General features: G+C 71.9%; 8 protein-coding genes and 1 pseudogene. 1 reads left to right on the top strand and 8 read right to left on the bottom strand.

The features are described 5' to 3' along the window. The 4 genes and pseudogenes from ABD207_RS03005 to ABD207_RS02990 form a co-directional block, all read right to left on the bottom strand. Positions 1 to 1,300, bottom strand: a pseudogene (locus tag ABD207_RS03005) (Rne/Rng family ribonuclease); the annotation flags it as partial. A 260-nt stretch (positions 1,301 to 1,560) separates the two neighbouring features. Continuing rightward, positions 1,561 to 2,343 carry a TIGR03936 family radical SAM-associated protein gene (locus ABD207_RS03000; RefSeq protein WP_344009814.1) on the bottom strand — a complete coding sequence of 261 codons (783 nt, stop codon included), beginning with the start codon at positions 2,341 to 2,343 and terminating at the stop codon, positions 1,561 to 1,563. Between the two features lie 48 nt (positions 2,344 to 2,391). Continuing rightward, a complete protein-coding gene (locus ABD207_RS02995; protein WP_344009813.1) occupies positions 2,392 to 3,621 on the bottom strand; it encodes a hypothetical protein in 1,230 nt (409 codons plus the stop codon). Positions 3,622 to 4,180: 559 nt separating this feature from the next. After that, positions 4,181 to 5,017, bottom strand: a complete 837-nt coding sequence (locus ABD207_RS02990) for a helix-turn-helix domain-containing protein (RefSeq protein ID WP_344009811.1) — start codon at positions 5,015 to 5,017, stop codon at positions 4,181 to 4,183. A gap of 140 nt (positions 5,018 to 5,157) precedes the next feature. On the opposite strand from ABD207_RS02990, the gene ABD207_RS02985 reads away from it, so the two are divergent. Continuing rightward, positions 5,158 to 5,574, top strand: coding sequence for a nuclear transport factor 2 family protein (locus tag ABD207_RS02985; protein WP_344009809.1), 417 nt, complete (start codon positions 5,158 to 5,160; stop codon positions 5,572 to 5,574). Between the two features lie 79 nt (positions 5,575 to 5,653). Here ABD207_RS02985 and ABD207_RS02980 read toward each other — a convergent pair whose 3' ends face one another. From ABD207_RS02980 to rodA, 4 genes are all read right to left on the bottom strand, one after another. Continuing rightward, positions 5,654 to 7,714: a restriction endonuclease gene (locus ABD207_RS02980; protein ID WP_344009807.1), complete on the bottom strand. Its 2,061-nt coding sequence runs from the start codon at positions 7,712 to 7,714 to the stop codon at positions 5,654 to 5,656. Between the two features lie 683 nt (positions 7,715 to 8,397). Beyond that, positions 8,398 to 10,350 (bottom strand): TIGR03960 family B12-binding radical SAM protein, encoded by a 1,953-nt coding sequence (locus ABD207_RS02975; RefSeq protein ID WP_344009805.1) that lies wholly within the window; start codon positions 10,348 to 10,350, stop codon positions 8,398 to 8,400. A 188-nt stretch (positions 10,351 to 10,538) separates the two neighbouring features. After that, positions 10,539 to 12,167, bottom strand: a complete 1,629-nt coding sequence (locus ABD207_RS02970; RefSeq protein WP_344009803.1) for a CYTH and CHAD domain-containing protein — start codon at positions 12,165 to 12,167, stop codon at positions 10,539 to 10,541. A gap of 88 nt (positions 12,168 to 12,255) precedes the next feature. After that, positions 12,256 to 13,458, bottom strand: coding sequence for a rod shape-determining protein RodA (rodA, locus tag ABD207_RS02965; RefSeq protein WP_344009801.1), 1,203 nt, complete (start codon positions 13,456 to 13,458; stop codon positions 12,256 to 12,258). Positions 13,459 to 13,573 lie beyond the last annotated feature (115 nt).

The following is a 13,573-nucleotide window of genomic DNA, read 5'->3' as shown; positions in this document are numbered from 1 at the left end:
CCCGCTCCTCCGGGTACTCCTCGATCTCCTCGGGCTCATCCGCGCCCGCGGCCTCGGCGGCCGCTTCGGCCGCGGCCCGCTCCGGGGTCTGGAACTTGGGCTCGGTGAACACCGGCGGCTGGAACACCGCGACCGGGGGCTGCACGGGGCGCCGCGGCGGCCTGCTGCCGCTGCCGGAGTCCTCGGACTCGGCGGCGGGAACGGTGGCCGGGGCGGGCTGCGCCGGAGCGGCGAACCCGGCCGGGGGCTTGCGGACGACCCGGCGGCGCTTGCGGGGCGCGGCGTCGCCGGCCTCGGAGGCTTCGGCGGCCTCGGCGGCGGGCTCGGAGACCTGCGCGGGGGTGCTCTCTTCGGAGCTCTCTTCGGAGGCTTCGCCGCCCTCAGTGACGTCGTCGGCGCTCTCGGAGGCCTTGGCCTCCTCGGCGGCGGGGGCGGGGGCGCGGCGGGAGGACCGGCGGCGCGTCCGGCGAGGAGCGGCGTCCTCGGTGCTTTCGGGGGTGCCGGCGGATTCGCCGGTCTCTGCGGCCACGGCGGCTTCCTCTGCCTCGGCGGGCTTCGCTTCCTCGGCGGTCCTGGCGGCCTGAGCCGTCTCAGCGGGCTGTGCGGCCTCGGCGGACTCCGCCGACGCGGTCGCCGTCGCCTGCGGCGTGGTCACACTCCGCGTCACCCGGCGACGGGCGCGACGCGGCGCGGCCTCCTCCGAGGACGCGGCGGACTCAGCACTCTCGGAGGACTCGGAGGACTCGGCGGACTCGGAGGACTCGGCCGCCTCGGCGGTCTCCTCGCTCTCCTCGAGCTCGCTCGTCTCCTCGTTCTCCTCGTTCTCCTCGTTCTCCTCGTTCTCCTCGGCGTCCGCAGATGCAGTCGCCGCCTCATCGCTTGCGGCGGTCGCTGCGGTCGTGGCCGGGATGACGGTCTCGGCCACCTCGGCGGACGCCGGCGCTCCGGCGGGGGCGGAGGCGCGCCGGACCACCCGGCGACGGCGGCGCGGAGCGGCCTCCGCCTGCGCCTCGTCGGCACCGGCAGCGGCCTGCGTCTCCGCAGCCGAGTCCTTGGTGTCCTCGTTGTCCTTGGTGTCTTCGTTGTCCTTGGTGCTCTTCGCCTCGGAAGCCTTGGGCTCGGCGGGGTCTGCGGACGGTATGGCCGGCGTGACCACTTCGGCCGTCTCGGCCGCCGTCTCGGAGCTCCCGGCGGGCGGTCCCGCCGGGCGGGAAGCGGCACGCCGGCGCCTACGGGGCGGCAGGGTGTCGCTGGGAGTGGTGGATTCGGAGCCCTGGGTGGGCTCGGTCGGTTCGAGCATGCGGGCGTTTCTCCCGTCAGGCTCCCGGGCGCCGCACCTGGTCCGGCAACTGCCGGTGACGTCCGCGGCTCGCGCGTTGCGCGGTGCCGCCGTCCGGGGCGCGGGCGCCGCTCGGGAGCTCTCTGTGTCCTGTCTCGCCGGTTCCGTACGCCGAATGCGTACGGCCTGGCGAAAGTCTTCTGGTCGGTGCGCTGCCCGACCCAGGTGGCTCCCGAGTTCGAGGGCGGCGCTACGACGTGCGTCCCTTCGCGGAACCTTCCTTACGCCGGCGCCGTCGCGGTGGCAGTGGGATCGGCCGTCGAGCGGGCCGTCACTGCCTCGCGGTCGGGCGCGAGCGGGTCGGTCACCGTGCCGGTCTCTTCATCGAACAGCCCCTGCGCCAGCCTGGTCACCGCTGCGGGGACCGGCGGCGCCAGGTCGGCCACGGCGCGAAGACCGGACAGGACGTCGTCGGGTCGTACGGCAGGCGTCACGTGCCGAACAACCAGCCGCAGTATCGCACAGGGCTGGTCGCTCGGCCTATCAGCCTGCGAGGAGTGCGCGGAGTGCGTCTCCACGCATTCCAGACCGGCGACCGCGGAACGGGCGTCGAAGGTTCGCACGCCGTTCTTGGTGAGCCGCTGGACCTCTACGGTCTCGGCCGCCTTGAAGGCGTCCACCGCGCGGCGGGCCTCCTCGGGGCCGACGCCGTCCAGCCGCAGCTCCCACACGGAGGCCGTGAGCCGGTCGGCGAGCCCCGATGTGCGGGCCTCGACCGCCTCGACGATGTCGAGCCCGGCGGGCAGCGACTCGTCGAGGAGGATCCGGAGCCGCTCGGGGTCGCGCGGCTCGGTCAGGGCGATCTCCAGGTACTCCGCCTCACTGCCCGTGCCGGTGGGTGCGGCATTGGCGTACGACACCTTCGGGTGCGGCGTGAACCCCGCCGAGTACGCCATCGGCACCTCGGCACGGCGCAGCGCACGCTCGAAGGCGCGCTGGAAGTCACGGTGGCTGGTGAACCGGAGGCGGCCGCGCTTGGTGTAGCGCAGTCGGATGCGCTGCACCGCGGGTGCGGGCGGCGGGCCTACGGGCTGTCGCTTGCCCAGTGTCGTTCATTCCTTCGTGAGAGCGGTCGTACTGCTACCAAGAGTACGTGCCTGCCGCGCGGGAGGTTCCCCGCGGTCCGTGAGCAGGGGCTTCCGGGGCTCGCCGAAGAGCATCCGGCGGAAGTCGGCGCGGGCCTGCCGCACGGACTCGCGGGCGGAGGCGAGCGCCTGCCGCGTGGCCCGCCCCACGCTGCGCGCCGCACGGGCGGCGGGCCGCAGTACGGCGTCGCGCACGGCGTGCCCGATCGGTGTCAGCACACTGCGGTACACCCATCGCACCGGCTCCACGAAGATCCACCGGAAGAGGGTCGCGAGGAACCGTCCGACGACGAGCGAGATGTGCGCGGCGACCCGCCAGGCGTGCCCGAGCGCGTCCCATATCTCCCGTCCGATGACGGCGAGCACGGTCCCCACCCCACGCACCAGCCACATCACCGCGCGCCCGACCGGCACCAGCACCCACCGCCACACGGCGAGCGCGGGCAGCACGAACAGCACCCGCGTGATCCAGTACAGCGCCGTGCCGACCCCGCGGACGACCATGCCGACCACCCACGCCACACCCCGGGCGCACCAGGCGACCGCCCGCCCGATCGGCGTCAGCACCCACGTGTACAGCCACGTCGCCGGCACGACCACCAGATACCGCAGCAGCCAGGCGAGCACGGCGACCGCCCCCGCCCCGAGCGCGGCGAGCACCAGCCCCACCCCACGCACCAGCCACATCACCGCGCGCCCGACCGGCGTCAGCACCCACCGGTACACCCACACCGCCGGCACGACCACCAGATACCGCACCAACCAGGCCAGCACCGCATACGCCCCGGCTCCGATGGCGGCGAGCACGGTCCCCACCCCACGCACCAGCCACATCAGCGCATGCCCGACCGGCGTCAGCACCCACCGGTACAGCCACATCGCCGACGCGACGATCAGCACCTTCCCGAGCCACAGCGCCAGCTGCCCGAGCGGCGTGAGCAGATACCGCCACAGCCCCACCAGCGGCCACACGAACACCGCCCGCGCCAGCCACAGCAGCCCCCGCCCGACCGGCCGGAGCAGCGCGTCGTCCAGCCACCGCCCCGTCACGACCAGCGCGTCCCACAGCATCCGCACGGGCACGACGAGCACCAGCACCACGATCCGCACCGGAAGGCGGATCGCCGTGACGAGACACCCCTCCCCGCCGCCGCCGGCGGCCCCGCCGACCCGGCCATCAGACTTCTCCAGTTCCATACCGCCGAGGACGCCCCGCACACCCCGCCCGGATCCCTCGGACCCGAGGTCCACACAGAATCGTGACCAAGATCGTGACCGAGCCGGCCGGCCACCGGTCCTCAATCCCAGCGGGTCGCCCCGCGAACGGGCGGGATCGAAGCCCATGCACAGGCCGGCCGAGGAGGCCCCGCTGATGGGCCGTCACCTGTTCGGCCTGGTGAACGGCTGGGAGGGACATCCGCCGACGGGCGACCACGTGGTCATCGTGTCCCACCGCCCCAAGCCCGAGGGCTGGCATCCCGAGGCGTCCCGCCACTTCACCGACTCACTGACCGCCGCCATCGACAAGGCCCGGAAACCCGCCGGGGACCGCGTCGTCGCCGTGAACGCGGGCGAGGCCGGAGGCCAACTCCTCACGGCCGGCGGGCGACCGCGTCCTGCACCTCGCATACGGCGACCGCGTCCTGCACCTCACATACAAGGTGCGCCGCTGACGGCGGCGGGACGCAGCTCCCCTGGGCAGCCCCCGTCCGGCACCGGCGTCATGCCCCTGGACGGCCCCCGTCCGGCACGGGCGTCATGACGAGGTCATGCCCTTGAGCACCTCGGCCGTCGCGGCATCGGCCGGGAAGAACGTCTCCACCGCGATCTCGTCCAGCGTCACGTCCCTCGGCGAGCCGAAGACGGTCGTGGTGTAGAGGAACGCGAGATCACCGTGTTCCGAGGACAGAAGCAGGGGAACGGCGATGTCGTCATGCCCTTTCTCCCCGGCACCATCGACGGTGTCGGCACCCTCACCGGACACCGGATACGACACCGGATACGGCCTCGGACAGGACTCGGGATAGGACTCCAGCTCCTCCAGCAGGTCCGCCAGGCCCTCGGCCGCCGTCCGGGCGAGCTGTCTGCGGACCCGGCGCAGCACCTGTGCCCGCCATCGCTCGAGATTGCGGATCCGCCCCGCCAGACCGTCCGGGTGCAGGGTCGCCCGCAGCACGTTGACCGGCGGGGCGAGCAACGCCTCCGGCAGCCCCGCGAAGAAGGCCGTCGCCGACCGGTTCGCGGTCAGCAGCTCCCACCGCACGTTCACCGCGAGCGCCGGACTCGGCTCATGGCCGGTGAGCACCGCCTCGACGGCATCCCGGGCCGCGCCCAGGTCGGTGAGGGGCCGCTCGGGATGGAACGGAGCGAAGCCCGCGGCGAGATGCAGCACATTGCGCTCCCGCAGCGGCACCTCCAGTTCGTCGCAGAGACGCTCGATCATGCTCCGGCTAGGAACGGCACGCCCGGTCTCGATGCAGCTCAGATGCCGGGTCGACAGATTCGCGCCGAGGGCGACGTCCATCTGCGACCGGCGCCGGCGCTCCCGCCAGCGCCGTACGAGCACTCCGACCGGTTCCGTGGTGGTGGCCATGCCCCGAGCCTCGCTCTCCTACTGCGCGACGGCAATGACCTCGGAGGTCATCGACAGCGCGCCGCACCCCGCCGCAGGCTCGGCAACAGCGGAACACTGCGCGGACCGGCCGCGCACACCGCCCCGAAGGAGCGTCCACCATGTCGCAGACCGACACCCGCGAACCGACCACCACCGACCCGCGCCGCGAGACCCTCGACCGTTACCTGCGGTTCTGGAACACCCCCGCTGCCGCAGAGGACGACACCGCCGCATCCGGCCTCTTCGCCTCCGACATCCGCTACTGCGCACCCATCGGAGACCTCACCGGCAGCCAGGCCCTGGCCGACTTCCGCGACCAGTTCTTCCAGCACATGCAGTCCGCCGAGTTCCGGGCACGCCGGGAGCCCGAGATCCACCACGACCGCGCCCGCCTGCTCTGGCAGATCGACGTCCACGGAGAGGAGTTCGCCACCGGCACCGACGTGCTGACCTTCGCCCCCGACGGCCGTATCACCACCGTCACCGCCTTCCTCGACAAGGCCCCGGAAGGCTTCGACCCGCACACCCACGGGTGAGTGCCGGGCGGCCGCACGGGCGAAGCGACGGGTCGTCTGCCCCACCGCCGGCCCGGCGGCCGCCTCCGGCAACCAGGCGCTACGCCACCTCGATGCCGTACTCCTGCACCAGCTGCTCCAGGCCGCCGGTGTAGCCCTTCCCGCCCAGGACGAAGTCCCAGTCGCCGTTGGACCGGCGCCGGAAGGAGCCCAGTACCAGAGCGGTCTCCCGGGCTCGCCCGTCGGAGACCTCGAGCCGGCCGAGTTCGGTCATCGCCGGGTCCAGCAGCCGGATGCAGGCGTCGGTGAAGCCGGACAGGTCGGCGTCCGGGTTCACCTTTGGATCCACGGCGGCCACCAGCACCAGCCGGTCGGCGGCCTCCGGCAGCGCGTCGAAGGCGACCCGCACCGCCGCCTTGTCCGGCCCGGCCGCCGGCACGGCCCGCACCGAACCGTCCGGCGTCTGCTGATTGTTGTAGAAGACGAAGTGGTCCTCGCTGAGGACGCGGTTGCCCCGGCAGACCAGCGCGCACACGTCGAGCGCCACACCGCCGGACCACGTCATGCCCAGCACGTTGTAGTCACCGGTCGACGCCGCGGGTGCGGGCGGCGACTGCGGCGACGGGGTCGCCGCCCGCCCCTCCCCCAGGCGTCCGCGAAGCCCGTGCCGGTGCAGCAGGTCCACGAGTTCGCTGCCCGATATGAGCTCCAGGGGCTTGCCCCGGGCGAAGGTGTGCGAGCCGGGACCGAAGCCCGAGGTGGTGACCAGGACCCCCTTGTTGGCGCCGAGGTCCTGGACCGTTCCGTACAGGTCGCGCACCGCTGTGGGAGGGACCGTGTTGCGGTAGCGCTTCACCTGGACGACGATCTTGCCGCCACGGATCGGAGTGGGATCCGTCGCATCGACGTCCACACCACCGTCGTTCGAACGCTGTGTGGTCACCGCCTGCATGCCCATGGCCCGGAACAGGTCGGCGACGAGGGACTCGAAGGCGATCGGATCCATGGTGTACAGATCCGGCTCGTGCTCACCGCCCCCGACGGCCCCCCGGCTGACGACGACGTCCTGGGGGCGCCGGGCCGGCCGCACCGGACCGAGCTGGTCCGGCCGTGCGGCAAGCTGACCCCTGAGCGCCTCGGTGAGGCAGCTGACCGGGTCCACCTGCTCCAGGTGCAGCTCGGTGAAGGCCGTCCGCGAGGCCATCACGGTCGCCAGGAAGATGTGCGTCTGCCGTCCCGTCGCCGGGTCATGGGTGTCCACGAAGCCGTTCAGGGAGACAGAGTCGAGGACCCCGTACTCGTCCGCGGTGAAGAGCTGATGCAGCACCAGCAGCATGCTCTGCGCCAGCACTTCCCGGTACAGCGCCCGGCGCTGGGTCACCGGTCGGGCCGTCTCCTTGAACTGCCCCTCCCGGGACAGGTACCTCACGGACTTCGCCTCGGGCACCACCTCGCAGGGGGCCAGCTCCCAGTCCAGCACCAGTTGCCGCCCGGCGGCGTCGTACGCCGCGGACAGCTGCCGCGGGAACCCCTCCGGCCAGGCCGCCGACGCGTGCAGCGCGGCCGAGAAGTACTCGACCACGAGGTCGGGATCACCTCGCCTGACCCCGTCGATCGTCTCCGCGACACCGGCGTTGTGCCGCTGCACCTCGGCCCGCTGGGCCGCAGCCCGCTGCTCGTACTCCCACTGCAACGCGGCCAGTTGCTGCTGCCGCTGAGCCTCCGCGGCCTGGGCGGCGTGCCAGTCCCGCTCGAACCGCGCCTGCGCCTCGGCCTGCGCCTGCGCCCGCCGGCTCGCGGTCCAGCCGCCCTGCACCTGGTACTGACTCGGATCGGGCATACGCACCGGCCACGCCAGCTGCCCCGGATCGAACGGCGGAATGTTCTCCACGCGCATCAGTGACGCGGCCCGGAACGCCGGCACCCGGCAGCCGGCCGTCAGCAGCCCCTGCAGTCCGGCGACCTGCGCGTCCAACTCCTCGGTACGACGCCTGGCCTCCGCCACACAGCGCTCACGATGCCCCTGCGCGGCGAGCCGCTGGAAGGCCTGCGCCTGCCGCGCCTCCTCCCGGCGCCGCCTCGCCTCGGCTTCCGCCTGACGTTGCTGCTGTCGCTGAATCTCAGCCCATGCACCGACCAAACCAGCAGAGCGACGACTCACTCGCTACAGCCCCTCCCCAGAACGCCGGCACAGCCGGCCAAGCCCTGGTTGCCCCCACAACCAGCAGTAACAAACCGACTGTATCCGCCAATCAGCACCCGGGACGACAAGTTGCCGAAGCGACAAGAGAACGCGACCGAGCAGGTCATCCGCCGCGTACGGGGACGACCTGCTCGGTCGGGTCGGCTCGGGTCCTGCGCGTCAGTGCGAGTGGCCGCTCGGGGTCGGCGTCGGGCCCGAGTTCGTGACCGCCTCGCGCTTTCATGGCCGGGCCCTCACCCCGACGCCGGACGAAACACCCGGATCAGGTGGGAACCCGTACACCACTTCCCAGGACGCAACCCGCGTGGGCGCGATGCCTTCGACAATGACGCGATGCTCCCGCCCCCACTAGCGCCCCGGATTGCGAGCAAGTCGGCGGATGAACAGCTGCACCGCATATCCCTGCTTGCAGGCAGGTGTGATCCACTGCCCCTCACTGGCCGGCTACCACCTCGCCAGCCGCCGCTGCTGGAGCATGCGTCCCAGTGGGGCTACGCGAGCGTTGGTGGCTCTTACGGCTGTCCACAGCTGCCGCGCTCCGCTTCCGGCGCCATCCCCTGCCGCCCATGCTGAGCCCCGTGATCCTTCAGGGCAGCAGCTCTACGATGCGCTTCAGCGTCTCGCGCACACCTAGGCCCGTTTCAGTCGGTCGACTTCTTGACCGTCAGCGGCAGCAGCTTCTTGCCGGTGGGGCCGATTTGGATGGAAGTGTCCATTTGCGGGCACACGCCGCAGTCGAAGCAGGGGCTCCAACGGCAGTCCTCGACCTCGGTCTCGTCGAGGGCGTCCTGCCAGTCCTCCCACAGCCAGTCCTTGTCGAGGCCGGAGTCGAGGTGGTCCCAGGGGAGGACCTCCTCGTAGGTGCGCTCGCGGGTGGTGTACCAGTCGACGTCCACGCCATAGGGGGCCAGGGCCTTCTCCGCGCACTGCATCCAGCGGTCGTAGGAGAAGTGCTCGCGCCAGCCGTCGAAGCGGCCGCCGTCCTCGTAGACCGCGCGGATGACGGCGCCGAGGCGGCGGTCGCCGCGGGAGAGGAGGCCCTCGACGATGCCGGGCTTGCCGTCGTGGTAGCGGAAGCCGATGGAGCGGCCGTACTTCTTGTCGCCGCGGATCTTGTCGCGGAGCTTGGCCAGGCGGGCATCGGTCTCCTCGGCGGAGAGCTGCGGCGCCCACTGGAACGGGGTGTGCGGCTTGGGGACGAAACCGCCGATGGAGACCGTGCAGCGGATGTCGTTGGAGCCGGAGACCTCGCGGCCCTTCTGGATGACGCGCGTGGCCATGTCGGCGATCTGCAGGACGTCCTCGTCGGTCTCGGTGGGCAGGCCGCACATGAAGTACAGCTTCACCTGGCGCCAGCCGTTGCCGTAGGCGGTGGCGACGGTGCGGATCAGGTCCTCCTCCGAGACCATCTTGTTGATGACCTTGCGGATGCGCTCCGAGCCGCCCTCGGGGGCGAAGGTGAGGCCGGAGCGGCGGCCGTTGCGGGTCAGCTCGTTCGCCAGGTCGATGTTGAAGGCGTCGACCCGGGTGGAGGGCAGGGAGAGGCCGATCTTGTCGTCCTCGTAGCGGTCTGCGAGGCCCTTGGCGATGTCGCCGATCTCCGAGTGGTCGGCGGAGGACAGGGAGAGCAGGCCGACCTCCTCGAAGCCGGTCGCCTTCAGACCCTTGTCGACCATCTCGCCGATGCCGGTGATCGAGCGCTCCCGCACCGGGCGGGTGATCATGCCGGCCTGGCAGAAGCGGCAGCCGCGGGTGCAGCCGCGGAAGATCTCCACGGACATGCGCTCGTGGACGGTCTCGGCGAGCGGGACGAGGGGCTGCTTGGGGTAGGGCCACTCGTCGAGGTCCATGACGGTGTGCTTGGACACCCGCCAGGGCACGCCGCTGCGGTTGGGCACGACGCGGGCGATCCGGCCGTCGGGGAGGTACTCGACGTCGTAGAAGCCGGGGACGTAGACGCCGCCGGTCTTGGCCAGGCGCAGGAGGAGCTCCTCGCGGCCGCCGGGGCGGCCCTCCTGCTTCCAGGCGCGGATGATCTGTGTGATCTCCAGCACGGCCTGCTCGCCGTCGCCGATCACCGCGCAGTCGATGAAGTCGGCGATGGGCTCCGGGTTGAAGGCCGCGTGGCCGCCGGCCATGACGATCGGGTCGTCGATGGTGCGGTCCTTGGACTCCAGCGGGATGCCGGACAGGTCCAGGGCCGTGAGCATGTTGGTGTAGCCGAGCTCGGTGGAGAAGCTCAGGCCGAGCACGTCGAAGGCGCTGACCGGGCGGTGGCTGTCGACGGTGAACTGCGGGACGCCGTGCTCACGCATCAGCGCCTCCAGATCGGGCCACACACTGTAGGTGCGCTCGGCGAGGACGCCCTCCTGCTCGTTGAGCACCTCGTAGAGGATCTGGACGCCCTGGTTGGGCAGGCCGACCTCGTAGGCGTCGGGGTACATCAGCGCCCAGCGGACGTCGCAGCTGTCCCAGTCCTTGACCGTGGAGTTCAGTTCTCCGCCGACGTACTGGATGGGCTTCTGCACATGCGGGAGGAGAGCTTCGAGCTGCGGAAACACAGACTTCACAGACTCGGCGGCTTCGGCAGGCATCTCGCTGACCTTCGTGTGCTGGGGTTGGGGCCCCGGCCGGCGGCTGGGGACGGGTGACCATCAAGCCTAACGCGGACGCGGGGGTCCCTCGCACGGACGGAAGGGCCGGCCAGTGGTTCCGGCGGACGGGCCGGTCAGTGGTACGGGCGCAAGGCCGGCCACTGGTTCGGGCGCAAGGGCGCCGGGATCTACTTCCCCATCTTGTCGATCGCCTTGCCGAACGATTTCCGCATCGACTCCCACATCCGCGGCAGCTCCGTCTCGGCGATCTCGGCGCGCCGCTCCTCGCGGCCGTAGAGGAGGCCGTAGGTGAAGGTGCTCTCGCCGGCCGCGTGGGCGACGGCGGCGAGCTCGGTGAGGGTGCGGCGGGCCATGACGCTGTCCTGGTGGTCGCCGAGCAGGGTCTGGAGGGACTTCATCGCCTTGACCAGGTCGGTCGCCGGGGTGCCGAGTGCGGGGGCGGCGGCCTCGGCCGCGTAGCGGGTGCGCTTGGTCTTCTTGCGGGCCTCGTGCAGGGCGGTGTCGCGGTCCGGGCCGGGCGGCAGGTCGAGGGCCCGGGCGATCAGCGCGGAGAGCTTGTCGAGGTTTTTGCGGACGGCCGCGGCGAGCACCTTGCCCGGCTCGGCGGCGGCCTTCTTGCGCAGCGGCGGGTCGGTGAGCAGGACGTCGAGGGTGTCGAGGAGGGTGAGGTAGCGGCGGGAGTCGAGGATGGCGGTGACATGGCCGTGGGCTCCGCTGTGGCCGGCCTCGGACCAGGCGGCGAGCCGGTCGCGGACGGGGCCGTGGACGAGGCTGTCGGGCAGCTCGTCGAGGGCGGTGCGCAGGCGTTCGGCGAGGACCTCCTGGTCGCGGTCGCGGCCCAGTTCTCCGGCGAGCCATTTCAGGTCGGTGGCGACGGGGTCGGTGACCTTGCGGTCGAGGACGCTGCGGAAGGAGCGGAAGGTGCTGCGCAGGCGGCGGGTGGCGACGCGCATGCGGTGCACGGAGTCGGGGATGTCCTGGCGGACGGCGGGGTCGAGGTCGACGAGGGCGTCGCGCTGTTCTCGGACGTAGGCGAGGACGTGGTCGCCGGCGGTGACGGGCCGGTCGGCCCCCGGCTGCTTGCGTTTCTTGCGTTTGGGGGCGGATGCGGGTGCGGAGGCCGGGGCGGGTGCGGAGGTGGTCGCGGGGGCGGCGGGGGATGCGGGTGCGGGGGTCGCGGATGCGGCCGGGGAGCCGGCGGGGGCGGTCTCGGCGAGGGCCCGGGCGAGCTTGGAGGCGGAGGCCGAGGGGGTGGCGCCGGCCTTGCGCAGGTGGTCCTCGACCGTGTCGAGGAAGGCGGGGTCGCCGTCGTCGGCGAGCTCGACCTCGATCTCGGTCCACCGGGCGGTGCCGCCGTCGCCGGTGAGGCGTTCGGCGTGGACGTGGTCGAGGCTGACCTCGGCGAGGAGCCGGCCGTTGGCGTCGAGGAGGTGGCGTACGTCGCGGTCGGAGCGCAGCCGGATCACGGGCCGGAGTTCGTGGTGGCGTACGCGGGAGCGGACGAGCCGGGCGAGGCCCTCGGGGAGTTCGTCGGAGAGCGGGGCGCGGACCTCGTCCCGCACTCCGGGCGCGACCGGGAACTTCAGGTGCCAGCCCTCGTCGGTGCCGCCGGTGCGGCGGCGCAGGGTGAGGGATGCGGAGGTGAGGCGTTGGTCGGCGGTGTCGTAGTAGGTGGCGTCGAGGTGGGTGACGCCCTTGTCGTGGACGGAGGCGACGCCCGGGATGCCGCTGAGCTCGGGCAGTGCGGCGTCCTGGATCTCGTACTTCCGCTCGATCTCGCGCTTGGTGTCCGCCATGCACCGAATTTAGTCGGCCCGGGTACGGAGCGGCAGGGGGAACGTTCCCCCGCCTGCCCGTACCCGCGGGCCGGGCGTGACGGGCGGGCTAGGCGGAGAGGGGTCTCTGCAGGCGGATGGACTGCAGCAGGCCCACGGCCATCCAGACGGCGAACATCGAGGAGCCGCCGTAGGACACGAACGGCAGGGGCAGACCGGTGACCGGCATGATGCCGAGGGTCATGCCGATGTTCTCGAAGGTCTGGAAGGCGAACCAGGCGACGATGCCGGCGGCGACGATCGTGCCGTACAGGTCGGGGGTGTCGCGGGCGATGCGGCAGGCGCGCCACAGGATGATGCCGAGCAGCAGGATGATCAGTCCGCCGCCGACGAAGCCGAGTTCCTCGCCGGCGACGGTGAAGACGAAGTCGGTCTGCTGCTCGGGGACGAACTGGCCGGTGGTCTGGTGGCCGTTGAAGAGGCCTGCGCCGGTGAGGCCCCCGGAGCCGATGGCGATGCGGGCCTGGTTGGTGTTGTAGCCGACGCCGGCCGGGTCGAGTTCGGGGTTGGCGAAGGCGGCGAACCGGTTGATCTGGTAGTCGTCGAGGATGCCGAGCTGCCAGACGGTGACCGCGCCGGCGGCTCCGGCTCCCATGAGGCCGAACACCCAGCGGTTGGAGGCGCCGGAGGCGAGCAGCACGCCGAGCACGATGACGACCATGACCATGACGGAGCCGAGGTCGGGCATCAGCATCACGATCAGCATGGGCACCACGGCGAGGCCGAGTGCCTGCAGGACCGTGCGGTGGTCGGGGTACTGCCTGTCGCCGGCGTCCACGCGGGTGGCCAGCAGCATCGCCATGCCCAGGATGATCGTGAGCTTCACGAACTCCGAGGGCTGGAGGGAGAAGCCGCCGGGCAGCTTGATCCAGGAGTGGGCGCCGTTGATGGTGGAGCCCAGCGGGGTGAGCACCAGCAGGATCAGGAAGACGGACGCGCCGTAGAGGATGGGCACGGCGGTGCGCAGGGCGCGGTGGCCGAGCCAGAGCGCCCCGACCATCAGGGCCAGTCCGATGCCGGTGTTCAGCAGGTGGCGGACGAGGAAGTAGTACGGGTCGCCCTGGTTGAGCTCGGTGCGGTTGCGGGTGGCCGAGAAGACCAGCAGGGAGCCGAGCAGCGACAGGACGATCGCGGAGAGCAGTATCGGCCAGTCGAGGCGCCGGACCAGGGAGTCGCGGGCGAAGAGCCGGGCCCAGCCGGAGCGCTGGGGCCCGTAGCCGGAGACCTGGAAGCTGTTGACTCCGCCGGTCATGTGACGGCCCTCCGGGTCGCGGTGGTGCGCGGCCGGCGCAGCACCCTGGGCCCCGCGGAGTCCGCGGCGATCCGGGCGCTCGCGGTCCAGGGTGATGACGCCCCGGAGGCGCTGC

Source organism: Streptomyces thermospinosisporus (genome assembly GCF_039526425.1).
GTDB lineage: Bacteria > Actinomycetota > Actinomycetes > Streptomycetales > Streptomycetaceae > Streptomyces > Streptomyces thermocarboxydovorans.
Note: the sequence above shows the minus strand (reverse complement) of the source record. Positions and strands in the feature narration are given on the sequence as shown.

What these genes read in the sequence shown, in the direction of transcription:
- ABD207_RS02995 (WP_344009813.1), bottom strand. Translation starts at nt 3,621, where the DNA reads ATGGAACTGGAGAAGTCTGATGGCCGGGTCGGCGGGGCCGCCGGCGGC.
- ABD207_RS02990 (WP_344009811.1), bottom strand. Translation starts at nt 5,017, where the DNA reads ATGGCCACCACCACGGAACCGGTCGGAGTGCTCGTACGGCGCTGGCGG.
- ABD207_RS02985 (WP_344009809.1), top strand. Translation starts at nt 5,158, where the DNA reads ATGTCGCAGACCGACACCCGCGAACCGACCACCACCGACCCGCGCCGC.
- ABD207_RS02975 (WP_344009805.1), bottom strand. Translation starts at nt 10,350, where the DNA reads ATGCCTGCCGAAGCCGCCGAGTCTGTGAAGTCTGTGTTTCCGCAGCTC.
- ABD207_RS02970 (WP_344009803.1), bottom strand. Translation starts at nt 12,167, where the DNA reads ATGGCGGACACCAAGCGCGAGATCGAGCGGAAGTACGAGATCCAGGAC.
- rodA (WP_344009801.1), bottom strand. Translation starts at nt 13,458, where the DNA reads ATGACCGGCGGAGTCAACAGCTTCCAGGTCTCCGGCTACGGGCCCCAG.